Annotated in this window: 20 protein-coding genes; all 20 read left to right on the top strand. The window is 72.8% G+C overall.

The annotated features are described in order from the left end of the window. Nucleotides 1-136 precede the first annotated feature (136 nt). The 20 genes from ACIQVL_RS07085 (at nt 137) to ACIQVL_RS06990 (ending at nt 22795) form a co-directional block, all read left to right on the top strand. The gene (locus ACIQVL_RS07085) at nt 137-547 is read left to right on the top strand and encodes a nitroreductase family deazaflavin-dependent oxidoreductase (protein ID WP_403427452.1); all 411 of its coding nucleotides are present in this window, start codon (nt 137-139) and stop codon (nt 545-547) included. Continuing rightward, nucleotides 544-1134: an NADPH-dependent FMN reductase gene (locus tag ACIQVL_RS07080; protein WP_403427454.1), complete on the top strand. Its 591-nt coding sequence runs from the start codon at nt 544-546 to the stop codon at nt 1132-1134. The genes ACIQVL_RS07085 and ACIQVL_RS07080 overlap by 4 nt, the downstream gene beginning before the upstream one ends. Nucleotides 1135-1378: 244 nt before the next feature. Then, nucleotides 1379-2683 (top strand): cation:proton antiporter, encoded by a 1305-nt coding sequence (locus tag ACIQVL_RS07075; protein ID WP_403427456.1) that lies wholly within the window; start codon nt 1379-1381, stop codon nt 2681-2683. A gap of 156 nt (nt 2684-2839) precedes the next feature. Beyond that, the gene (locus tag ACIQVL_RS07070; protein WP_403474653.1) at nt 2840-3499 is read left to right on the top strand and encodes a hemerythrin domain-containing protein; all 660 of its coding nucleotides are present in this window, start codon (nt 2840-2842) and stop codon (nt 3497-3499) included. A gap of 67 nt (nt 3500-3566) precedes the next feature. Further along, the gene (locus tag ACIQVL_RS07065; RefSeq protein WP_403474652.1) at nt 3567-5036 is read left to right on the top strand and encodes an MFS transporter; all 1470 of its coding nucleotides are present in this window, start codon (nt 3567-3569) and stop codon (nt 5034-5036) included. A 187-nt stretch (nt 5037-5223) separates the two neighbouring features. Further along, nucleotides 5224-6144 (top strand): MarR family winged helix-turn-helix transcriptional regulator, encoded by a 921-nt coding sequence (locus ACIQVL_RS07060; RefSeq protein WP_403428154.1) that lies wholly within the window; start codon nt 5224-5226, stop codon nt 6142-6144. Nucleotides 6145-6304: 160 nt separating this feature from the next. Next, on the top strand, nt 6305-8020 hold the full coding sequence (locus tag ACIQVL_RS07055; RefSeq protein ID WP_403474651.1) for an NAD(P)/FAD-dependent oxidoreductase: 1716 nt from the start codon (nt 6305-6307) through the stop codon (nt 8018-8020). 31 nt (nt 8021-8051) lie between these two features. After that, a complete protein-coding gene (locus ACIQVL_RS07050) occupies nt 8052-8645 on the top strand; it encodes a flavin reductase family protein (protein ID WP_403474650.1) in 594 nt (197 codons plus the stop codon). 1 nt (nt 8646) lies between these two features. Further along, nucleotides 8647-10410: an acetyl/propionyl/methylcrotonyl-CoA carboxylase subunit alpha gene (locus ACIQVL_RS07045; RefSeq protein ID WP_403474649.1), complete on the top strand. Its 1764-nt coding sequence runs from the start codon at nt 8647-8649 to the stop codon at nt 10408-10410. Between the two features lie 60 nt (nt 10411-10470). After that, nucleotides 10471-11409: a hypothetical protein gene (locus ACIQVL_RS07040; RefSeq protein ID WP_403474648.1), complete on the top strand. Its 939-nt coding sequence runs from the start codon at nt 10471-10473 to the stop codon at nt 11407-11409. A gap of 62 nt (nt 11410-11471) precedes the next feature. After that, on the top strand, nt 11472-12938 hold the full coding sequence (locus ACIQVL_RS07035; protein WP_403474647.1) for an FAD-dependent monooxygenase: 1467 nt from the start codon (nt 11472-11474) through the stop codon (nt 12936-12938). A gap of 112 nt (nt 12939-13050) precedes the next feature. After that, on the top strand, nt 13051-13380 hold the full coding sequence (locus ACIQVL_RS07030; RefSeq protein WP_393808653.1) for a TcmI family type II polyketide cyclase: 330 nt from the start codon (nt 13051-13053) through the stop codon (nt 13378-13380). Further along, the gene (locus ACIQVL_RS07025; RefSeq protein ID WP_403474646.1) at nt 13377-14651 is read left to right on the top strand and encodes a beta-ketoacyl-[acyl-carrier-protein] synthase family protein; all 1275 of its coding nucleotides are present in this window, start codon (nt 13377-13379) and stop codon (nt 14649-14651) included. Before ACIQVL_RS07030 ends, ACIQVL_RS07025 begins: the two co-directional genes overlap by 4 nt. Next, a complete protein-coding gene (locus ACIQVL_RS07020) occupies nt 14648-15856 on the top strand; it encodes a ketosynthase chain-length factor (RefSeq protein WP_403427475.1) in 1209 nt (402 codons plus the stop codon). Before ACIQVL_RS07025 ends, ACIQVL_RS07020 begins: the two co-directional genes overlap by 4 nt. A 539-nt stretch (nt 15857-16395) precedes the next feature. After that, the gene (locus tag ACIQVL_RS07015) at nt 16396-16668 is read left to right on the top strand and encodes an acyl carrier protein (RefSeq protein ID WP_351500603.1); all 273 of its coding nucleotides are present in this window, start codon (nt 16396-16398) and stop codon (nt 16666-16668) included. An 86-nt stretch (nt 16669-16754) separates the two neighbouring features. Then, nucleotides 16755-17540, top strand: coding sequence for a 3-oxoacyl-ACP reductase FabG (gene fabG, locus ACIQVL_RS07010; RefSeq protein ID WP_403427477.1), 786 nt, complete (start codon nt 16755-16757; stop codon nt 17538-17540). A 29-nt stretch (nt 17541-17569) separates the two neighbouring features. After that, nucleotides 17570-18508 (top strand): aromatase/cyclase, encoded by a 939-nt coding sequence (locus ACIQVL_RS07005; protein WP_403474645.1) that lies wholly within the window; start codon nt 17570-17572, stop codon nt 18506-18508. Between the two features lie 3 nt (nt 18509-18511). Next, the gene (locus ACIQVL_RS07000) at nt 18512-20785 is read left to right on the top strand and encodes an SDR family oxidoreductase (RefSeq protein WP_403474644.1); all 2274 of its coding nucleotides are present in this window, start codon (nt 18512-18514) and stop codon (nt 20783-20785) included. 4 nt (nt 20786-20789) lie between these two features. Continuing rightward, nucleotides 20790-22337: an MFS transporter gene (locus tag ACIQVL_RS06995; protein ID WP_403474643.1), complete on the top strand. Its 1548-nt coding sequence runs from the start codon at nt 20790-20792 to the stop codon at nt 22335-22337. A 2-nt stretch (nt 22338-22339) separates the two neighbouring features. After that, nucleotides 22340-22795, top strand: a complete 456-nt coding sequence (locus ACIQVL_RS06990) for an acyl carrier protein (RefSeq protein WP_403474642.1) — start codon at nt 22340-22342, stop codon at nt 22793-22795. Nucleotides 22796-22801: the final 6 nt, after the last annotated feature.

Here is a 22801-nt window from a genome sequence, read left to right as displayed (position 1 = left end):
GGGGGGCGGGGGCGGGGGGGGGCGGCGGGGGGCGGGGGCGGGGGGGGGGGGGGGGCGCCCGGGCCCGGGGGGGGGGGGGGGGGGGGGCGCCCCCCACGGCCACGGAACCGAAGTGCCCTACGGAGGGACCTGAGACATGCCGATCGACAGGAAAGTCGCCCGCTTCAACCGGCGGTTCGCCAACCACTTCGTCGGACCGCTGTTCAGCCGGCTGCCCGGTTTCGGGAAGGTGCACCACCGCGGCCGCAGGTCGGGGCGCGAGTTCGCCACCCCCGTCAAGCTGTTCCGGCGCGGCGCGGACATCGTCATCACACTGCCGTACGGGCCCGGCTCCGACTGGGTCAGGAACGTGCTGGCGGCGGGCGGTTGCGAGATCACCACGCGCGGCCGCCGGATCCGGGTCACCGCGCCGGTGGTCTTCACCGACGACGGGACGACGCGGATGCCCGCCCTGACCCGGCGGATCCTCTCCCGGGTGGAGGCCACCGAGTTCCTCGCGCTGACACCGGTCGAGGCACCGGCGCGGCTGCGGGCGGCCCGGCCGTGACCGCCGCCGGCCCGGTCACCCGGCCGGTCCGGGTGGTGCTGCTGGTCGGCTCCGCCCGCGACGGGCGGCTCGCCCCGGACGTCGCGGGCTGGTTCGCGCGGGTCGCCGCCCGCCGCGACGACCTGGTCCTGGACGTCGTCGACGTGGCCGGGCACCTGCTGCCGGCGAGCCTCGACGAGGCCGACCCGCGGGCGGCGGCGCTGCGGCCCCGGCTCGCCGGGGCGGAGGCGTACGTGGTCGTCGTACCGGAGTACAACCGCAGCGTTCCCGGGCCGCTGAAGACCCTCATCGACAGCTTCCAGACCGAGTGGGAGGCCAAGCCGGTCGGGTTCGTCGGCTACGGCCTCGGCATGGCCGGCGGGGTGCGGGCGATCGAGCATCTGCGGCAGATCTTCGCCGAGTTCCACTGCGTGGGGATGAAGGACGTCGTGACGTTCCCGCGGGTGCTGGAGCACTACGACACCGACGGCACGTTCCCGGCGGAGCCGGAGGGTGCCGAGGCCGCGGCCAAGCTGATGCTGGACCAGCTGCGCTGGTGGGCCGACGCGTTGCGCGAGGCCAAGGCGGCGCGTCCCTACGGCACTTGAAAGCCCCGGCGCCGACAGCGCACCCCTTCAGGGGCGCTGGGGGTACCCCCGGCCGAAGGCTGGGGGAGGAACTGCGCGACCAGCCACATCGGACCTGTGGCCGGTGTACCAGGGATCGCGGCACTTCCTGCGCATCGCCGTGCCTCGTGTGGTTGTCGGGCGACCGCGGCGCCGTCGTGGCTGATCGCGCAGTTCCCCGCGCCCCCGAAAACAGAAACCTGGCCCCTCTTTACAGGAGAACGCCATGGCAGCCGCCGCCCCCGATCCGCTCACCCCCCTGCTCGTCGCCGTGCCCGTGGTGATCCTCGCCTGCCGGGCCGGGGCGCAGTTGCTCGGGCGGCTCGGGCAGCCCCCTGTCGTCGGCGAGATAGCCGCCGGCATCCTGTTCGGCCCGTCCCTGCTGGGCCGGCTCTGGCCCGGCGCCCAGGCGTGGCTGTTCCCGGAGTCGGCGCTGCCCTACATCGGCGTGCTCGGGAACATCGGCCTGCTCGTGTTCATGTTCCTCGTCGGACTCGAACTCGACCTGAAGTCCCTGCGCGGCCACAGCAGAACGGCCGTCGCCGTCTCCCAGGCCGGGATCGCGCTGCCCCTGCTGCTGGGCACGCTGCTCGCCCTCGGCATGTACGGCGACTTCGCGCCGTCCGGCACCGAGAAGCTGCCGTTCGTGCTGTTCATCGCGGTGTCGATGAGCATCACCGCGTTCCCGGTGCTGGCCCGCATCCTCACCGACCGGGGCCTGTACCGGACCCGGGTCGGCGCGCTCGCCATGGCCAGCGCGGCCGTGGACGACGTCAGCGCCTGGTGCCTGCTGGCCGCGGTGGTGGCGGTGACGAAGAGCAACTCGCCGCTTGAGGCCCTGACCACCGCCGGGTACGCGCTCGTCTTCGCCGCCGTGATGTTCCTCGTCGTACGGCCGCTGCTGGCCAGGTGGGCCGCGCGGGCGGAACGCCGGTACGCCGACGCGGTCGTGCTGGTGGTGCTGTTCAGCGGGCTCAGCCTGGCCGCGTTCGCCACCGACCGGATCGGGGTGCACGCGCTGTTCGGCGCGTTCCTGTTCGGGGTGGTCACCCCGCGCGGCAGCCGGCGGATCGAGGCCACCGCGGCCCGGATGCGGGCCTTCGCGGTGCCGGTGCTGCTGCCGCTGTTCTTCGTCGGCACCGGGCTGAAGACCGACGTGGGGCTGCTCGGCGGCAGCGGTACCCAGTGGCTGTGGGCGGGGGCCGTGCTCGCCGTCGCCGTGGCCGGCAAGTGGGGCGGCGGCACGCTCGCCGCGCGGCTCTCCGGCCGGGACTGGCGGGACTCCATGTCGCTGGGCGCGCTGATGAACTGCCGTGGCCTGACCGAGCTGATCGTGCTCAACATCGGGCTCGGGCTGGGTGTCATCGGGCCCGAGCTGTTCACGGTCCTGGTGCTGATGGCGCTGCTCACCACGGCCATGACCACCCCGGCGCTGACCCGGATCCGCAAGGGGATCGACGAGGAGCCCGGCCGGGAGACGGCCGGAACCGGCCAGGACGAGCCCGCCCTGGAGATCGCGAGAACCCGCTGACCTGCGCCTGCGGGCGGGGCCGCGGCGTCAGCCGCCGACCGGCGAACAGTTCCGTCCCTGATGGTTGGAAGACTGCTAGTTGGAAGGTTGATAGATAAGTGAGTTGACGATACTCTCGCAGTACGACGCAGCAGTGAGGCAGTGAGGGAGAGAACGATGAGCCAGGACTTCAAGAACCTCGACATGACGATGATGTTCGCCATCCACGACGCGCTCCGCCGCGAGCTGGAGCGGATCGCCCGGATCACCGCACGGGTCGACGAGGACCCCCGGCACGTACTGAGCACCGCGGTCGGCTGGGAGCTCTTCAAGAAGTTCCTGACCGTCCACCACACCTCCGAGGACGTGAAGATCTGGCCGGTCATGGAGGCCGCGCTGGCGGGCAAGGACGCCGAACTGGCCCTGCTCGCCGACATGGAGGCCGAGCACGGCGTCATCGACCCGCTGCTCGCCGACATCGACGCCGCCCTCGCCGACCGCGACTCCGGCCTGGAGCGCCTGACCGGCCTGACCGACACCCTCTGCACCAAGCTCGGCGGCCACCTCGACCACGAGGAGCGGGACGCCCTGCGGCTGATGGACATCACGCTCTCCCAGGAGCAGTGGGCGGCCTTCGCCGGCGAGCAGCGCACCCGGGTCGGCGACGACTCCTCCCGCTACCTGCCCTGGCTGCTCGACGACGCCGACGCGGCAAAGGTCGCCAAGCTCCTCGGCAACATGCCCGAGCCGCTGCGCAACGCCTACGAGAACGACTGGCGCAAGGCCTACGAGGACCTCGCCGTCTGGACCCCCAAGACTCCCTTCGCCACCCGCTGACCGGATCCCGCGGGTTTCCGCTCCGCCCGACACCCCCCCAACCCTGAGACAGACACGGAGACATCCCATGTCGCTGCAAGACCGCACCCAGGCCGTCCCCAAGGCCGCGGCCCCGCCGCAGCAGGACGGCAGACTCGGACTGGCGTTACTCGTGATCGCCGCGGCCCAGCTCATGCTCGTCCTCGACAACACGATCGTCGCCGTCGCCCTGCCCAGCATGCAGAGCGCCCTCGGGCTCAGCGAGTCCGGCCTCGGCTGGATCGTCACCGCCTACGCCCTGGCCTTCGGCGGGCTGTTGCTGGCCGGCGGGCGCGCCGGTGACCTCTTCGGCCGCCGCCGGGTCTTCCGCACCGGCCTGGTCCTGTTCACCGCCGCCTCGCTGCTCGGCGGCCTCGCCCAGAGCGGCGAACTGCTCATCGCCGCCCGCGTGATCCAGGGCGCGGGCGCCGCCATCGCCGCCCCCACCGCCCTGTCCCTGCTGGCCACCACCTTCCCGGCCGGACCCGCCCGCAACAAGGCGCTCGGCGTCTACGGCGCGATGGGCGGCCTCGGCTCGGTCGTCGGCCTGCTGCTCGGCGGCGCGCTCACCGAGTACCTGAGCTGGCGCTGGGTGATGTTCGTGAACATCCCGATCGCCCTGGCCGTCCTGTTCGGCACCGGCGTCCTCAAGGAGGGCGAGCGCGAGCGCGGCAAGGTCGACGTGCCCGGCGCGCTCACCGCCACCCTGGGCTTCGGCTCGCTCGTCTACGCCATCAACCGGGCCGGCGACAAGGGCTTCGGCGACAGCGTCACCCTGACCGGCCTGGGCGCCGCGCTCGTCCTGATCCTCGCCTTCGTCCTCATCCAGCGCTCCAGCAAGGCGCCGATGATCCCGAGCGGCGTGCTCGCCGACAGAAGCCGCGTCGGCGCCAACCTGATCATGTTCCTGGTCGGCGCGGGCATGCTCGCCACCTTCTACTTCCTGACCCTCTACATGCAGCTGGTCAAGGGCTACGCCCCGATGGTCACCGGCGTCGCCTACCTGCCCTTCGCCCTCGGCATGGGCATCGCGGCCGGCGGCGTCGGCCCGCAGCTGCTCGCCAAGCTGCCCGAGCGCAACGTGATCGCCCTCGGTCTGCTGATCGGCACCGCCGGCATGGTCTGGTTCAGCCTCATCGAGCCCGGCCAGACCCCGTGGGCCGCGCTGCTGCCGGCCCAGCTGGTCGCCGGTCTCGGCCTCGGCATGGTCTTCGTGGCCGTCACCATCGTCAGCGTCCGCGGGGTCGCCCCGCAGGCCACCGGCGCGGCCTCCGGCCTGGTCAACACCGCCCAGCAGATCGGCGGCGCCATCGGCCTCGCCGCCCTCGCCGCGGCGGCCACCGCGATCACCGACCACGAGCTGCCGGGCAGCGTCCCGCACGCCCTCACCACCGGCTACTCGTACGGGTTCCTGCTCGGCGGCGCCTTCTACCTGCTGGCCCTGGTCGTGGCCCTGGCCACCCTCCCGGGCGCCCGCCCCCAGCAGCAGGACGCCGAGCACCCGCCCGTCGCCCTGTGACCGACTCCGGCGGCCCCGCCCTGACCACTTCCGGGCGGGGCCGCCGGTTCCCGGTTCCCCCGGCCGGTGCCGGTGCCGGTGTCTGCGCCGCAGCCGGTGTCGGTGTCTGCGCCCGTCGGCAAGCCGTCGATATACTCGGGCAGGAGGTGCTGTCTTGCGGTACGAGAGCGACGACGAGCGCGGCCCGGTGACCCGGACCGAGCAGACCGCGGAGGTCCCCGGCGTCCTCCCGGACGAGCTCACCGACTTCATCGGCTACCTCCTGCGCCGCGTCTACGCGCAGTTCGCCGCCACCGACGACGGCGGTGACAGCGACCCCCGCGACTTCCTGGTCCTCGACGCGCTCACCGGCCGCGACTGGGAGTCCCAGCTCGACCTCGCCGAACGGCTCGGCATCAACCGCACCATCATGGTCGGCGTCATCGACCGGCTGGAGGCCCGCGACGAGGTCCGGCGCACCCGCAACCCCGACAACCGGCGCCAGTACGTGCTCTCCCTGACCGACAAGGGGCGCGAGGCCGTCGGGGCCAGCCGGCGGGCGGTCGCCGAGCGGGACGCCCGGCTCACCGCCGTCCTGACGGACGAGGAGACCGCCCGGCTCGACGAGCTGCTGGCCCGGCTGCTGCCCGAGTCCGCGCAGCCCCTCGTGCAGGGCACCGAGTACCTGGTCGGGCAGGCCCACCATCGGCTGCGCAAGCACGGCGACGACAAGCTGGCCGGCACCGGCCTCAGGGTGCGGCACTACGGCCCGCTCTCCGCCCTCGACGTGCTCGGGCCCATCGCCCAGCAGCGGCTCGCCGAACTGCTCGCCATCACCGGACCCGCCGCCTCCCAGCTCGTCGACGAACTGGTCAGGCTGGGCCTGGTGCGCCGCGGCCGGGACCCGCACGACCGGCGCCGCTACGCCCTCGAGGTCACCGACCTCGGCCGCGAGCAGCTCGGTGTCGTGGCCCGCGCCGTCGCGGGGCTCGCCGCGGACGTCTCCGCGATGCTCGGCCCCGGCGGCGCGGACGAACTGCGGGAACTGCTGCTGAAACTCCTGGCCCCCACACATTCCGGTCCGGCATTCACCGAGAACACCAAGTCGTCCGTGTCCGCCAGGGGTTGACCCTCTGGCTAAAGGATGTCACGCTTAATTCAGCGGATTTCCCGCGCCCTTTTCCAGGCTCTTCGCGCCGCCCTTCCGGATTCTTTCCGCAAGGGCCGCGAGGGGCCTTTTCTCATGCTGATTTCCCGTTGCGCACCGCCCCTCGACGAAGGAGACAGTCATGGTCGCCCAGAAGACCGACGGCGCGCCGGAACCGGCGCGCACACCCGAGGACATGACCTTCGACGTCATCATCCTCGGCTCCGGCCTCGCCGGCTCCGTCACCGGTGCCGTCCTGGCCAGGCACGGCGCCAAGGTGCTGCTGGTCGACGCCGCCGCGCACCCGCGCTTCGCCATCGGCGAGTCCATGACCCCGCAGCTCGTGGAATGGATCCACATCCTCGCCGAACGCCACGACATTCCCGAGCTGAAAAGCCTGGCGAGTGTCGAGGCCTCCACCCGTGACATCGGCCCGACCTTCGGCACGAAGGCCCATTTCGGTTTCATGAAGCACGAGGTCGGAAAAGAGCCGGACCCGCGCGAGGCCACCCAGCTCGCCCTGCCGAAGATATTCCACCAGAACAGCCACATGTTCCGGCAGGACAGCGACGCCTTCATGTTCCACGTCGCCGTCAAGTACGGCTGCACCCCCCGGCAGAACTGGCGGGCCAACGAGGTCGAGTTCGACGACGACGGCGTCACCGTCCTCGGCCGCAGCGCCGCCCCCGGCGCCGAACCCGAGCTGTACCGGGCCAAGTACCTGGTGGACGCCTCCGGCTTCCGCTCCCCGCTCGCCGACAAGTTCGACCTGCGCGACAAGCCCACCGCCCGCTTCAAGCACCACTCCCGCTCGATGTTCACGCACTACGTCGGCATCAGGCGGTTCGACGACGTCAGCGGCCACCCCCAGGAGCTGCGCCCGCCGGCCGACTGGCACACCGGCACCATGCACCACCTCATCGAGCGCGGCTGGTTCTGGATCATCCCCTTCGACAACCACCCCAAGTCCCGCAACCCGCTGTGCAGCGTCGGCCTGACCATGGACGAGCGCACCTACCCCAAGCCGAAGGACCTCACCCCGGAGCAGGAGTTCCAGTCCTTCCTCGACAAGTACCCGGCGGTGAAGCGCCAGTTCGACGGCGCCACCCGGGTCCGCGAGTGGATCTCCACCGACCGGCTGCAGTACTCCTCCAAGCAGACCATCGGCGACCGCTGGTGCCTGATGTCGCACGCGGCCGGCTTCCTCGACCCGCTGTTCTCCCGCGGCCTGTCCAACACCATGGAGGTCGTCGACGCGCTCACCTCCCGGCTGATCCCCGCCCTCAAGGACGGCGACTTCTCCGCCGAGCGCTTCGAGTACGTCGAACGAGTCGAGCAGGGCCTGCTCCAGTACAACGACGACCTGGTCAACAGCTCCTTCATCGCGTTCTCCCACTTCCGCCTCTGGAACGCGGTCTTCCGGGTCTGGGGCTCCTTCATCACCCCCGGCACCATGCGGCTGACCCGGGCCCGCCTCAAGCACTTCAAGGACCACGACACCCGCCACTTCGACGAGCTGGAGAAGGTGGCCCACCCGGGCCTGTGGTGGCCGCAGAGCGACTCCTTCAAGCGGATCCTGGAGTCCACCGCCGAGACCTGCGAGAAGTACGAGGCCGGCGCGCTCACCGGCGACGAGGCCGCCGACATCGTCTTCGGACTGCTCAAGGAGTCCCCGGTCGTCAACCCGGTCTTCGGCTGGAAGGACGAGGAGCAGCGGTTCATCTACCCCTCCACGCTGACCATGGCCCGCTTCCTGTACTGGGCCTCCGTCGAGGCCCCCGCCGAGATGAACAGCGTCGGCCGCGAGTTCCTGCTCGGCATCCTCAGGGCCGGTGCGAAGGTCCGCAAGCTCCTCTGACCACTGCCAGCCAAGCCAGAAAGGGATCCGCATGTCCGCAGCAGCGCGGTCGCTGACCCGCGCCGAAGAGACCCGGCCCGTCGAACCGCTGGATCTGCGCCGCGTGTGCGGCCTGTTCACGACCGGCGTCACGGTCATCACCACCGGCCCCGACGGCGACGCGGACGGCACCACCGTCAACTCGTTCACCTCGGTCTCGCTGGAACCCCCGCTGGTGCTGTTCTGCCTGCACCACCAGTCCCGGCTGCACACGCTCCTGGAGCAGAGCGGCGGGTTCACCGTCAACTTCCTGTCCGGACGGCAGCAGCCGCTGGCCCGGCACTTCGCCGGACGCCGGACCGGCGCGGGCGCGGGTGCGGGCGCGGGTGCGAGCGCGAGTGCCTTCGAGGGCGTCCCGCACCACTTCACCGAGGACGGGCTGCCCGTGCTCAGCGAGGCCCTCGCCCACCTGACCTGCACCACGGTCGACGTGCACACCGCGGGCGACCACGACATCGTCATCGGCGAGGTGGTGGAGCTGGGCGTCCCCGAGCACGGCCTGGAGCCGCTGATCTTCTTCGACGGCTCCCTGGGCCCGCTGGAGACCGGCGCGGACCGCTTCCAGCACGTCCGGCAGGCGTCCTGACATGCGCAGGGTGCTCATCGCCAACCGTGGCGAGATAGCCGTCCGCGTCGCCAGAGCCTGCCGGGACGCCGGGATCGCGAGCGTCGCCGTCTACGCGGACCCGGACCGCGACGCCCTGCACGTCCGGGCCGCCGACACCGCCTTCGCGCTGGGCGGTGACACCCCGGCCACCAGCTACCTGGACATCGGCAAGGTGCTGCGGGCCGCCCGTGAGACCGGGGCGGACGCCGTCCACCCGGGCTACGGCTTCCTCTCCGAGAACGCGGAGTTCGCGCAGGCGGTCCTGGACGCGGGCCTGACCTGGATCGGCCCGCCGCCGCAGGCCATCCGCGACCTGGGCGACAAGGTGGCCGCCCGGCACATCGCCCAGCGCGCCGGTGCCCCGCTGGTGGCCGGTACCCCGGACCCGGTGAACGGCGCCGACGAGGTCGTGGCGTTCGCCGAGGAGCACGGCCTGCCGATCGCCATCAAGGCGGCCTTCGGCGGCGGCGGGCGCGGGCTGAAGGTCGCCCGGACCCTGGAGGAGGTGCCGGAGCTCTATGAGTCGGCGGTGCGGGAGGCGGTGGCCGCCTTCGGACGCGGCGAGTGCTTCGTGGAGCGCTACCTGGACCGGCCGCGGCACGTCGAGACGCAGTGCCTCGCCGACCGGCACGGCAACGTCGTGGTCGTATCGACCCGTGACTGCTCGCTGCAGCGCCGCCACCAGAAGCTGGTGGAGGAGGCTCCGGCACCGTTCCTGACGCCGGAGCAGACCGCCGGGCTGTACCGGGCGTCCAAGGCCATCCTGCGCGAGGCCGGCTATGTCGGCGCGGGCACCTGCGAGTTCCTGGTCGGGCAGGACGGCACGATCTCCTTCCTGGAGGTCAACACCCGCCTCCAGGTGGAACATCCGGTGACCGAGGAGGTCGCCGGCATCGACCTGGTCCGCGAGATGTTCCGCATCGCCGACGGCGCGGAACTCGGCTACGACGACCCCGAACTGCGCGGCCATTCCTTCGAGTTCCGCATCAACGGCGAGGATCCGGGCCGGGGTTTCCTGCCCGCCCCGGGCACGGTGACGGTCTTCGAACCGCCGTCGGGTCCCGGGGTGCGGCTGGACGCGGGCGTGGAGTCGGGCAGCGTGATCGGCCCCGCCTGGGACTCGCTCCTCGCCAAGCTGGTCGTCACCGGCCGCACCCGCGCGGAGGCCCTGCAACGGGCCGCCCGCGCGCTCGACGAGTTCCGGGTGGAGGGGATGGCCACGGCGATCCCGTTCCACCGGGCGGTCGTCAGGGACCCGGCCTTCACCGGCGACCCGTTCCGGATCCACACCCGGTGGATCGAGACCGAGTTCGTCAACGAGATCGAGGCCTACGCGGCGTCCTCGGCCGCCGGTGCCGAGACCGAGGACGCCGGTCGCGAGACGGTCGTCGTCGAGGTCGGCGGGCACCGGCTGGAGGTCTCGCTGCCCGCGGTGCTGGGCAGGGTCCCCGACCGGACGCTCGTGGCGGCCGCCACCGCGCCCCGGGCCCGCCGACGCACCACCGGCGGCTCGGCGCCCGCCGCCTCCGGGGACACCCTCACCTCTCCCATGCAGGGCACCGTCGTCAAGGTCGCCGTCACCGAGGGGCAGACCGTCGAGAAGGGCGACCTGGTCGTCGTACTCGAAGCCATGAAGATGGAGCAGCCGCTCGCCGCGCACCGGTCCGGCACCGTGACCGGGATCGCCGCCGAGGTGGGGCAGGCCCTCGCCGCGGGCGTCGCGATCTGCGACATCAAGGACTGATCGCAGACCGGTCGCGGGCCGGTCCAGGACCGGTCGTCGACTGACCGAGGACTGATCGCTTTGGCAGCACTCACCTATTCCGACGCCATGAACGGTGCCCTGGAGCGGCTGCGTTCCGTGGGATACGAGCACGGGCGCAGCTTCGTCAACCACGCGCCGATGGCCGCCGAGGCCCTGGCCCACATGGGGTACGCCGACGAGGTGCCCGGCTGGGTGGAGGGCCATCTGCGCAGCCACACCTTCCACGACGTGCCCGAGCGGCGGTTCGCCCTCGACCCGGCCGACGAGGCCGACTGGCGGCAGGCGCTCGGCGCGTTCGGCCGGGTCGCCGACTGGACCGCCCTGTTCGAGCGCGAGCTCGCCGAGGACGAGTGGACCGAGGTGCTGGCCCGCTGGTGGCCCCGGCTGCTGCCCGGCATGTCCGGGGTGCTCACGCACGGGGTGATCCGCACCGCGCACGCGGTCCGCGCGGTGGTCACCGCCGGCCCCGACCACCGCCTCCAACGGGCCGAACTGGCCCAGGGGCTGGGGTACTGGGCGGCCCGGTACGCGGAGGGCGGGGTCGTCGTCGAGGAGGCCGGGGGCGACGGCGACGACGTCGTACGGGCGCTGGACGGGCTCGTCGCCGAGTTCTCCGGGATCTACGCCACGCTCTCCCTCCCGCACCCGGTCCCGCTGATCCACTCGGTCACCGGGCCCGCCGCCGTACGCCTGGTCGTGGAGCACCTGCCGGCGGACCAGCGGTGGCCGTCGTACCGGGCGGCGCGGGCCGTCAGCCGCACGATGCTCGACTGGTTCCACGCCGTGCCCCGGCCCGCGGCCCCGCTGCCCGAGGTCCCCGACCCGGCCGCCCTGTTCGCCGAGGCCGTCCAGATCGGCGACGAGCACGCCATCAAGCTCGCCGAGGTCGCCGTACGGCACGAGGCGCTGGCGCCCGACCCGCGGCACGCGGCGGCCGCGCACGTGGCCAACCGGGCGATCGGCCGCCTGTACCGCTGACAGTTCGTCTTCGCCGACGGTCTCCGCGACGGGGCCGTACGGAACCGTTCCCGAGGAGTGTCATGGACGCACAAGTCATCGTCGTGGGCGCCGGTCCGGCCGGCATGATGCTCGCGGGTGAGCTACGGCTCGCGGGCGCCGACGTCATCGTCCTGGAGAAGCTGCCCGCGCGCACCGGAGAGTCGCGCGGACTCGGCTTCACCGCCCGCACCATGGAGGTCTTCGACCAGCGCGGACTGCTGCCCCGCTTCGGGGACATCGAGGTCAGCAACGTGGGCCACTTCGGCGGCCTGCCGGTCGACTTCGGTGTCCTGGACGGCGCCCACCAGGCTGCCAAAACGATCCCGCAGTCGGTCACCGAGACCGTCCTCGAGGAGTGGGCCGGCCGGCTCGGCGCGGACATCAGGCGCCGGCACGAGGTGCTCTCCGTCAAGGAGAAGGAGGACAGCGTCGAGGTCGAGGTGCGCGGCCCCGAGGGCGTGCACCGGCTGCGCGCCGAGTACCTGGTCGGCTGCGACGGAGGCCGGTCCACCATCCGCAAGGCCGCCGGGTTCGACTTCCCGGGCACCCCGTCGACGCTGGAGATGTACCTCGCCGACGTGCGCGGCATCGAGCTGGAACCCCGGATGATCGGGGAGACCCTGCCCGGCGGGATGGTGATGGTCGGGCCGCTGCCCGGCGGCATCACCCGGCTGATCATCTGCGAGCGCGGCACCCCGCCGCAGCGCCGCGACAAGCCGCCGACCTGGGCGGAGGCCGCGGCGGCCTGGCAGCGGCTGACCGGCGACGACATCGCGCACGCCGAGGCGGTGTGGGTGTCGTCCTTCGGCGACGGCACGCGGCTCGTCACCGAGTACCGGCGCGGCCGGATCCTGCTCGCCGGCGACTCCGCGCACATCCACCTGCCGGCCGGCGGGCAGGGCATGAACACCAGCATCCAGGACGCCGTGAACCTCGGCTGGAAGCTGGGTGCGGTGGTGCGGGGGCGGGCGCCGGAGACGCTGCTCGACACCTACCACGGCGAACGGCACCCGGTCGGGGAGCGGCTGATGATGAACACCCGGGCACAGGGGCTGCTGTTCCTGTCCGGGCCCGAGGTGCAGCCGCTGCGGGACGTTCTGAACGAGCTGATCCGCTATCCGGAGGTCGGCAGGCATCTCGCGGCGATGGTGTCCGGCCTCGAGATCCACTACGACGTCGACGGGGGCGCGCATCCGCTGCTCGGGCGGCGGCTGCCGAACGTGCCGCTCGCCGGGCACCGGAGGGTCTCCTCCAGCACGGAGGCGCTGCGCGGCGGGCGGGGCGTGCTGCTCGACCTCGCCGACAACGCGCGGCTGCGGGAGCGGGCCTGGGCGTGGCGGGACCGGGTGGACGTCGTCACGGCGGCGGCCGATGTGCCGGCCGACGGGCCGTCGGCCGGTGCCACGGCTGTGCTGGTGCGGCCCGACGGGTACGTGGCCTGGGTGGCGCCGGGCAGTCATGCGGATCTGCCGATGGCGCTGGAGCGGTGGTTCGGGCCTGCGCGCTGAGGGCTCGCCGCCGAGAGTGCCGGGTTGTGTCGTGTTGCGGCTGCCCCGCCGTCGTGGCTGGTCGCGCAGTTCCCCACGCCCCTTTCGGGGCGCTTTTCCTTGAGGAGTTCTCATGCACAGCACCCTGATCGTGGCCCGGATGGAACCGGGTAGCAGTGCCGAAGTCGCCCGGCTGTTCGGGGAGTTCGACCGGACCGAGATGCCGCATCTGATGGGTACGCGGCGGCGCGAGCTGTTCGCGTACCGCGGGCTGTACTTCCACCTTCAGCACTTCGACACCGACAACGGCGGTGAGCTGATCGAGGAGGCGAAGAGCGACCCTCGGTTCGTCCGGATCAGCGAGGACCTGAAGCCGTTCATCGAGGCGTACGACCCCGCCACCTGGCGGTCTCCCGCCGACGCGGTCGCCACGCGCTTCTACGACTGGGAGGGCCGGGCGTGAACGCCAGGCGAGTGGTCATCACCGGGGTCGGCGTCATCGCCCCCGGCGGTGTCGGCACCAAGAACTTCTGGAACCTGCTCAGCGAGGGCCGCACCGCGACCCGCGGCATCACCTTCTTCGACCCGTCCTCGTTCCGGTCCAGGGTCGCCGCCGAGGTCGACTTCGACCCCGAGGAACACGGGCTGAGCCCGCAGGAGATACGGCGGATGGACCGGGCGGCCCAGCTGGCCGTCGTCAGCGCCCGCGAGGCGCTCGCCGACAGCGGGCTCGACCTGTCCGGCGCCGACCCCTACCGGGTCGGGGTCACCATCGGCAGCGCGGTCGGCGCGACCATGGGCCTCGACCAGGAGTACCGGGTGGTCAGCGACGGCGGCCGGCTCGACCTCGTCGACCACACCTACGCCGTCCCGCACCTCTACAACTACCTGGTGCCCAGCTCGTTCGCGGCGGAGGTCGCCTGGTCGGTGGGTGCGGAGGGCGCCGCCACGGTGGTCTCCACCGGCTGCACCTCGGGGCTCGACTCCGTGGGGCACGCGGTGGAGCTGATCCGGGAGGGCTCGGCCTGCGCGATGATCGCCGGCGCCACCGACGCCCCGATCTCCCCGATCACCCTGGCCTGCTTCGACGCCATCAAGGCCACCACCCCGCGCAACGACGACCCCGAGCACGCCTCCCGCCCCTTCGACGGCACCCGCAACGGGTTCGTGCTGGGGGAGGGGTCGGCCGTGTTCGTCCTGGAGGAACTGGAGGCGGCGCGGGCGCGCGGGGCGCACATCTACGCCGAGATCGCCGGGTACGCCTCCCGCTGCAACGCCTTCCACATGACCGGGCTGCGGCCCGACGGCGCGGAGATGGCCGAGGCGATCTCGGTCGCCCTGGACGAGGCGCGCCTGAACCCCGAGGCGATCGACTACATCAACGCGCACGGCTCCGGCACCAAGCAGAACGACCGGCACGAGACCGCCGCGTTCAAGAAGAGCCTCGGCGACCACGCCTACCGGACCCCGGTCTCCTCGATCAAGTCGATGGTCGGGCACTCGCTCGGCGCGATCGGCTCCATCGAGATCGCCGCGTCCGTCCTCGCCATGGAGCACAACGTCGTGCCCCCGACGGCCAACCTGCACACCCCCGACCCCGAGTGCGACCTGGACTACGTGCCGCTCACCGCCCGCGAGCACCGCACCGACGCGGTGCTCACCGTGGGCAGCGGGTTCGGCGGCTTCCAGAGCGCGATGGTGCTCGCCCGACCGGAGAGGAGCGCGGCCGCATGAGCACGCGGACCGTGGTGACCGGGCTCGGCATCGCCGCGCCCAACGGCCTTGGCACGACCGACTACTGGGCGGCCGCCCGCGCCGGGAAGAGCGGGATCGGCCGCATCACGCGGTTCGACCCGTCCGGGTATCCGGCGAAGCTGGCAGGTGAGGTGCCCGGGTTCAGGGCCGCGGAGCACCTGCCGAACCGGCTGCTCGCCCAGACCGACCACATGACCCGCCTCGCGCTCGTCGCGACGGACTGGGCGCTGGCCGACGCGGAGGTCACTCCGGCCGACCTGCCCGCCTACGACATGGGCGTCGTCACCGCCAGCTCCTCCGGCGGCTTCGAGTTCGGGCAGGGGGAGCTGCAGAAGCTGTGGAGCCAGGGCAGCCAGTTCGTCTCGGCATACCAGTCGTTCGCCTGGTTCTACGCCGTCAACAGCGGCCAGATCTCCATCCGCAACGGCATGAAGGGCCCGAGCGGGGTCGTCGTCTCCGACCAGGCGGGCGGCCTCGAGGCCCTGGCCCACGCGCGCCGGCAGATCCGCAAGGGGACGCGGCTCATCGTCTCCGGGGCGATCGACGCGTCCATCTGCCCGTGGGGGTGGGTGGCGCAGCTCGCCGGCGCCCGGCTGTCCACGTCGGAGGAGCCGGACCGGTCGTACCTGCCGTTCGACTCCGCGGCGGCCGGGCACGTGGCCGGTGAAGGCGGCGCGATCCTGATCCTGGAGGCCGAGGAGACGGCCGTGCGGCGCGGTGCCCGGGTGTACGGGGAGATCGCGGGGTACGGCGCGACGTTCGACCCGGCGCCGGGGAGCGGGCGGCCGCCGGGGCTGCGCAAGGCGATCGAGCTGGCCCTCGCGGACGCGGGGGCGGACGCGGCCGACGTGGACGTGGTGTTCGCCGACGCGGCGGCCGTGCCGGAGCTGGACCGGGTGGAGGCCGACGCGATCGCCGACGTGTTCGGGCCGCACGGGGTGCCGGTGACGGCGCCGAAGACGATGACCGGGCGGCTGTACTCGGGGGCGGCGCCGCTGGACGTCGCGACGGCGCTGCTCGCCGCCCGGGACGGGGTGGTACCGGCGACGGTGAACGTCTCGCCGGAGACGGGGTACGACCTCGACCTCGTGGTGGGGGAGCCGCGCCTCACCGAGGTACGCACGGCGCTGGTACTGGCCCGCGGCTACGCCGGCTTCAACTCCGCGATGGTCGTACGGGCGTAGCGCTCCCGCCGTTGGAGTTCGCGCGGTGGCGCGGCTGCGGGCCGGTGGGGGTTGCTCGCGCAGTTCCCCGCGTCCCTTACGGGGCGCTGTCCAGTTACCCAGCTGCGGGCGGGCGCTCCGCCGCGGGCCGGTGGGGGTTGTTCGCGCAGTTCCTCGCGTCTCTTACGGGGCGCTGTCCAGTTACCCAGCTGCGGGCGGGCGCTCCGCTGCGGGCCGGTGGGGGTTGTTCGCGCAGTTCCTCGCGTCCCTTACGGGGCGCTGTCCAGTTACCCAGCTGCGGGCGGGCGCTCCGCTGCGGGCCGGTGGGGGTTGCTCGCGCAGTTCCCCGCGTCCCTTACGGGGCGCTACACAGCTACCCCCAGCTGCGGGCAGGCGTGCCGCAGGGCGGCACGGGTGGGCGCGGCGGCACCCTGCCAGCGCCGGTAAGCGTCCCCACCCCCCGGCCCCACCTCCCCCGCAGATGAAGAGACCCGCCCGCCCTCCCGGCCCCCCGGGCCTCGGCGGGCGTTCCCATTCTCAGTCCTGAAAGGAAGATCACCGTGGCCACCCAGTCCTTCACCCTCGACGACCTCAAGCGGATCCTGCTGGAGGCCGCCGGTGCCGACGAGAGCGTCGATCTCGACGGGGACATCCTCGACACCGACTTCGAGGAGCTCAGCTACGAGTCGCTCGCCATCCTGGAGACCTGCGGGCGGATCGAGCGGGAGTACGACATCACGCTGGACGACACCGTGGTGACCGAGGCGAAGACGCCCCGCGAACTGCTCGCCGTCGTCAACACGCAGCTCGGCGACGTCGCCGCCGCTGCCTGACCTTCTCCCCACCCCCCGTCGGCCGTCGGCGCCCGTCCTGACCGGGCGCCGGCGGCTCCCCCATGCCCTGAAAGGGAGCTGCAGACATGTCCGAACAGCAGCAGAGGGTCGCCCTGGTCTCCGGGGCCACCAGCGGAATCGGTCTCGCCTCGGCGCGGCTGCTGGCCCGGCAGGGCCACCGCGTCTTCATCGGCTCCCGCGACGCCGGGAACGTCGAGCGGACCGTGAAGGAACTGCGCGAAGAGGGGCTCGACGTCGACGGGACCACCCTCGACGTGCGGTCCGCGCTGTCCATCGAGAACTTCGTGCGGGCCGCCGTGGAGCGGTACGGCACCGTCGACGTGCTGGTCAACAACGCCGGCCGGTCCGGCGGCGGAGTGACCGCCGACATCGACGACGAGCTCTGGTACGACGTCGTCGAGACCAACCTCAACAGCGTCTTCCGCCTCACCCGCGCCGCCCTCACCACCGGCGGCATGCGGGAGAAGAGCCGGGGGCGGATCATCAACATCGCGTCCACGGCCGGGAAGCAGGGCGTCGTGCTCGGCGCGCCGTACTCCGCCTCCAAACACGGGGTGGTCGGCTTCACGAAGGCCCTCGGCAACGAGCTGGCCCCCACCGGCATCACCGTCAACGCCGTCTGCCCCGGGTACGTCGAGACGCCCATGGCGCAGCGGGTGCGCGCCGGTTACGCCGCCGCCTACGACACCAGCGAGGACGCCATCCTCGACAGGTTCACGGCGAAGATCCCGCTCGGCCGCTATTCGACCCCGGACGAGGTCGCCGGCCTGGTCGGCTACCTCGCCTCCGACCCCGCCGCCTCCATCACCGCGCAGGCCCTCAACGTCTGCGGCGGCCTCGGCAACTTCTGAAAGCCCCCGCACCCTCTAGGAGTTCACCCATGTCCGAGCCGAAGGAAGTCGAGCACGAGATCACGGTCCCGGCGCCGGCCGCCGAGGTCTACCGGCTGATCGCCGACGTGGCCAACTGGCCGCGGATCTTCCCGCCGACCATCTACGTCGACCACCTGGAGCGCTCCGGGAACGAGGAGCTGATCGGGATCTGGGCCACCGCCAACGGCGAGGCCAAGAACTGGACCTCGCGCCGCGTCCTGGACCCCGAGGGCCTGCGGATCACCTTCCGCCAGACCGTCTCCACCCCGCCCGTCGCGAGCATGGGCGGCAGCTGGATCATCGAGTCCGCCGGCGAGGGGTCCGCACGGGTGCGGCTGCTGCACGACTACACCGCCGTCGGCGACGACCCGGCGGGCCTGGCCTGGATCGACGAGGCCGTCGACCGCAACTCCCGCTCCGAGCTGGCCGCGCTGCAGAAGAACGTCGAACTCGCCACAGCGGGCGCGGAGCTGACGTTCTCCTTCGAGGACACCGTGCGGGTCGACGGGGCCGCCAAGGACCTCTACGACTTCGTCAACGAGGCCGACCGCTGGTCCGAGCGGCTGCCGCACGTGGCGACCGTCCGGCTCACCGAGGACACCCCGGGCCTGCAGACCCTGGAGATGGACACCCGCGCCAAGGACGGCTCGACGCACACCACCAGGTCGTACCGGGTCTGCCTGGACGGCCGGAAGATCGCCTACAAGCAGACCACCCTGCCGGCCCTGATGAACCTGCACACCGGCCACTGGACCTTCCGCGAGACCGACGAGGGTACCTTCGCCTCCTCGCAGCACACCGTCGTGCTGCGCCCGGAGAACATCGCGAAGATCCTCGGTCCCGAGGCCGGGGTCGCCGAGGCCCGGGAGTACGTGCAGGGCGCGCTCAGCACCAACAGCCGCGCCACCCTGAACCACGCCAAGGCGTACGCCGAAGCGAGGCGCTGACCGATGGCCGGTGCCGACGCGGTCGACACGCACGTCCTGGTGGTCGGCGCCGGACCCGTCGGGCTCATGCTCGCCGGGGAACTGCGCCTCGGCGGCGCCGACGTGACCGTCCTGGAACGGCTGGCCGCCCCGACGACGGAGTCCCGGGCGTCCACCCTGCACGCACGCACCATGGAACTGCTGCGGCAGCGCGGGCTGCTGGACGGCCCCGGCGGCCTCGCCGACCCCGGGCCGCCGCCGAACGAACCCCGCGGCCACTTCGGCGGCCTCCCCCTCGACCTGACCCTGCCCAGCAGCCATCCCGGGCAGTGGAAGGTCCCGCAGACCCGCACCGAGGAACTCCTCGGCGCGTGGGCCGGGCGGCTCGGGGCAGGGGTGCTGCGCGGACACGAGGTCTTCGCCCTCACGCAGCACCCGGACCACGTCACCGTGGTGGCCGAAGAGCAGGGCCACCGACGGGAGTTCACGGCCCGGTACGTCGTCGGCTGCGACGGCGAGCAGTCGGCGGTACGGCGCCTCGCCGGCATCGCCTTCCCCGGCGACGCCGCCGGACGGGAACTGATCCGCGCCGACGTCGACGGCATCGACATCCCGGACCGGCGCTTCCAGCGGCTGCCGGACGGGCTCGCCATCGCCGCCAGGCGCGGTGACGGCGTCACCCGGGTGATGGTCCACCGGTTCGGCACCCCGCCGCGCACCGCGCAGACCCGGTTCGCCGACATCGTCGCCGCCTGGCGGGACGTCACCGGCGAGGACATCGGCCACGGCACCCCGCTGTGGGTGAACTCCTTCGGCGACGCCTCCCGGCAGGCCGAGCGCTACCGCGCGGGCCGGGTGCTGCTGGCCGGCGACGCGGCCCACCAGCAGATGCCGATCGGCGGCCAGGCCCTCAACCTCGGTCTGCAGGACGCCGTGAACCTCGGCTGGAAGCTCGCGGCCACCGTCCTCGGCCGGGCCCCGGCAGGGCTGCTCGACACCTACCACGACGAACGGCACGCCGTCGGCCGCCGCGTCCTGTCCGCCATCCGCGCCCAGGCCCGGCTGCTGCTCGGCGGGCCCGAGGTGGAGTCGCTGCGGGCGGTCGTCGGCGAACTCACGTCGTACGAGCGGGTCCGGGCGCACCTGGCCGGGACGATCAGCGGCCTCGACGTGCGGTACGGGGACGACGGAGCCGACGGAGCCGACGGAGCCGAGCTCGTCGGCTCGCGGCTGCCGGAGACGCGGCTCGACCCGGGGACGACCACCGCCGAACTGCTGCACACGGCACGGGGGTTGCTGCTCGTGACGGACCCGGTGCTCGCCGGGGCGGCGGGGGACCGGTCGGCGTCCGTCGACACGGTCGTCACCCGTCCCGTGGGGCCCCTCGCCGGCCTCGCCGCCGTGCTCGTACGCCCGGACGGCTACGTCGCCTGGGCCGGTGCCTCGCCGGACGGCCTGCACGAGGCCCTCGGCCCCTGGTTCGCGCCCGATCCAGCCGCCCCTCACACACCACAACCGACCGTCAGGAGAAGGAAGATGGGCAACCTGGCCGGAAAGACCGCCCTCGTCACCGGCGCCAGCCGGGGCATGGGCCGGGCCACCGCCGAACGGCTCGCCGCCGACGGCGCGCTGGTCGCCGTGCACTACGGCAGCAGCGCCGAGGCCGCCGCCGAGGTGGTCGCCGGGATCGAGCAGGACGGCGGGCGGGCGTTCGCCGTCGGCGCCGAACTGGGCACGCCCGGCGACGTCCACGAGCTGTTCCTCGCCCTGGAGGCGGGACTCAAGGAGCGCACCGGCGAGACCGAGCTGAACATCCTGGTCAACAACGCGGGTGTGATGGGCGGGGTCAAGGCCGAGGACACCACCCCGGAGGAGTTCGACCGGATCTTCGCCGTCAACGCCAGGGCACCGTTCTTCGTCATCCAGCGGGCGCTCGCGAACATGCCCGACGGCGGCCGGATCGTGAACATCTCCTCGGGGCTGACCCGGTTCGCCAACCCGGACGAGATCGCCTACGCCATGAGCAAGGGCGCGGTGGAGCAACTGGCGCTCCACTACGCCAAGCTGCTGGGCCCGCGCGGGATCACCGTGAACAGCGTCGCGCCGGGCATCACCCGCAACGGCAACCCGCTGTTCGACATCCCCGAGGCCGTCGCGGCCATGTCCGCGCTGTCCGCCTTCAACCGGGTCGGCGAGCCGCAGGACGTCGCCGACGTCATCGCCTTCCTCGTCTCCGACGACGCCCGCTGGGTCACCGGCTCCTTCGTCGACGCGAGCGGCGGCACCCTCCTCGGGTGACGCGGTGACCAGGACCCTTCCGGCACCGGTCGGCGCCGGTCAGGACGAGCGGTTCGGCCCCCGGCTGTGGGGGCTGCTGCTCGTCCTCGCCGGCAACATGCTCATCGACGCGCTGGAGGTGTCCGTGGCGGTGGTGGCGCTGCCCGCCATCGGCACGGACCTGGGACAGCCGCCGACCGTCACCCAGTGGGCGATGACCGGCTTCGCCGCCGGCTTCGGCGGCCTGCTGCTCTTCGGCGCCCGCGTGGTCACCCTCCTCGGCCGCCGCCGCGTCTACCTCGCGGCCCTCCTCGCCTTCGCCGCCGCCTCCGTGCTCAGCGCTCTCGCCCACGACCCCTGGCTGCTCCTGGCCACCCGCCTGACCAAGGGCTTCTGCGCCGCCCTGACGGCCCCCACCGGCCTCGCCATCATCACCAGCACCTTCCCGGAGGGCCGCCCCCGCTCCCGAGCCGTCTCCGTCTACACCCTCTTCGGCGCGGGCGGCTTCACCGCGGGCCTCCTCCTCTCCGGCTGGCTCACCGAGACCTCCTGGCGCTGGGCCTTCGCCTTCCCGGCCCCGGTGGTGCTGGTGCTGTTCGCGTGCGGGCTGCGCCTGATACCGGGCGAGGAGACCGGCCCGAGCGCCCCGGGAGCGGACGCGCCGAGCGCCCCGAAGGGGCGCGGGGAACTGCGCGACCAGCCCCCACGGCGCCGCACCATCGCCACGACGGCCCGCCGCTACGACATCCCGGGCGCCCTCACCTTTCTGGGAGCCCTCCTGGCCCTCGTCCAGGGCATCACCCAACTCCCCACCCACGGCTGGAGCGACCCGAGAGCCGTCGGGCCGCTCTGCACCGCTGTCCTGCTGGTGCTGGCTCTCCGGCAGATCGAGCGGCGCTCGGCCAACCCCCTCCTGGCCGTCGCCCCCTCGCTGCGCGGCAACCCCGCCCTCATCCGCTCCGCCCTCGGCGCCGCCTGCCTCAACGGCTCCTACCTGGGCCTCCTGTTCGTCCTGACGTACCAGACCCAGACCCTCGCCGGCTGGTCGCCCCTGCGCACCGCGCTCGCCCTGCTCCCGGCCGCCGCGCCCCCGGCGCTCACCGCACTGGCCTCCGGCCGCCTGGTCGCCAGGTTCGGCGCCCCGCGCCTCGTCGTGGCCGGTGCGGCCTGCGCGTTCGCGGGCATCCTGCTCCAACTCCGGCCGTACCCGTGGCCGTTGGACTACCCGGGCCGGATGCTGCCCACGCTCCTGCTGGTCGGCACCGCCTTCGTGCTCTCCTTCGCCGCACTCAACATGCAGGCCATGTCCCGCCTCACCCCCGCCGACCGGCTCACCGGCAGCGGCCTCTACCAGACGGCCGTCCAGCTCGCCGCGGTCCTCGCGGTCGCGCTCACCGCCGCCCTGCTCGCCGCCCACGCGCCGGCCCCCGGCGCGGGTCCGGCCGCCGCGGCGGCCGCCTGCCGGCCGGCACTGGCCCTGACAGCCGCCCTCGGCCTCCTCGGCCTGCTCGTCGGCCTCACCGGCCTGATCCGCACCCCACCCCCACCCTCCTCACCACACCACGGGGAATGACCATGGACCAGACAACGCAGACCTGGGTCTTCGACGACCTGGACGACGACCTCGACGATCTGGACTACGAGTTCGAGCGCGACCAGATCGTCGAGGTGGTGCCGCCCAGCCTCGCGCACCTCGCCTCCGTCGGCCTCGCCGAACGCACCCGGCTCATCGACGCGTACGTGCGCGGCGAACTCGCCCGGGTGCTGCGGGTGGCCCCGGAGCACATCGACACCGTGGGCCGCCCGATGAACAGCCTGGGCATCGGCTCCATCAACGGCCTGGAACTCCAGCGCCGGATGGAGGCCGCGCTGCGTGTCGACGTCAACCTCAACCGGCTGCTGCGCGCCAACAGCGCGGCCGAGCTGGTCGACTGCCTCGCCGGCCAGCTCGGCCCGGAGGACAGCCCGCACAAGCACGTCGGCCGCGGCGAGCACCACCTGGTCGCGCACCGCGTGCCGAGCCCGAGGTGATCGGGG

Source organism: Streptomyces sp. NPDC090499 (genome assembly GCF_044769305.1).
Lineage (GTDB): Bacteria > Actinomycetota > Actinomycetes > Streptomycetales > Streptomycetaceae > Streptomyces.
This window is presented reverse-complemented; position numbering and strand designations above follow the sequence as displayed.

What these genes read in the sequence shown, in the direction of transcription:
- ACIQVL_RS07085 (WP_403427452.1), top strand. Translation starts at nt 137, where the DNA reads ATGCCGATCGACAGGAAAGTCGCCCGCTTCAACCGGCGGTTCGCCAAC.
- ACIQVL_RS07075 (WP_403427456.1), top strand. Translation starts at nt 1,379, where the DNA reads ATGGCAGCCGCCGCCCCCGATCCGCTCACCCCCCTGCTCGTCGCCGTG.
- ACIQVL_RS07070 (WP_403474653.1), top strand. Translation starts at nt 2,840, where the DNA reads ATGAGCCAGGACTTCAAGAACCTCGACATGACGATGATGTTCGCCATC.
- ACIQVL_RS07065 (WP_403474652.1), top strand. Translation starts at nt 3,567, where the DNA reads ATGTCGCTGCAAGACCGCACCCAGGCCGTCCCCAAGGCCGCGGCCCCG.
- ACIQVL_RS07055 (WP_403474651.1), top strand. Translation starts at nt 6,305, where the DNA reads ATGGTCGCCCAGAAGACCGACGGCGCGCCGGAACCGGCGCGCACACCC.
- ACIQVL_RS07050 (WP_403474650.1), top strand. Translation starts at nt 8,052, where the DNA reads ATGTCCGCAGCAGCGCGGTCGCTGACCCGCGCCGAAGAGACCCGGCCC.
- ACIQVL_RS07045 (WP_403474649.1), top strand. Translation starts at nt 8,647, where the DNA reads ATGCGCAGGGTGCTCATCGCCAACCGTGGCGAGATAGCCGTCCGCGTC.
- ACIQVL_RS07035 (WP_403474647.1), top strand. Translation starts at nt 11,472, where the DNA reads ATGGACGCACAAGTCATCGTCGTGGGCGCCGGTCCGGCCGGCATGATG.
- ACIQVL_RS07030 (WP_393808653.1), top strand. Translation starts at nt 13,051, where the DNA reads ATGCACAGCACCCTGATCGTGGCCCGGATGGAACCGGGTAGCAGTGCC.
- ACIQVL_RS07020 (WP_403427475.1), top strand. Translation starts at nt 14,648, where the DNA reads ATGAGCACGCGGACCGTGGTGACCGGGCTCGGCATCGCCGCGCCCAAC.
- fabG (WP_403427477.1), top strand. Translation starts at nt 16,755, where the DNA reads ATGTCCGAACAGCAGCAGAGGGTCGCCCTGGTCTCCGGGGCCACCAGC.
- ACIQVL_RS07005 (WP_403474645.1), top strand. Translation starts at nt 17,570, where the DNA reads ATGTCCGAGCCGAAGGAAGTCGAGCACGAGATCACGGTCCCGGCGCCG.
- ACIQVL_RS07000 (WP_403474644.1), top strand. Translation starts at nt 18,512, where the DNA reads ATGGCCGGTGCCGACGCGGTCGACACGCACGTCCTGGTGGTCGGCGCC.
- ACIQVL_RS06990 (WP_403474642.1), top strand. Translation starts at nt 22,340, where the DNA reads ATGGACCAGACAACGCAGACCTGGGTCTTCGACGACCTGGACGACGAC.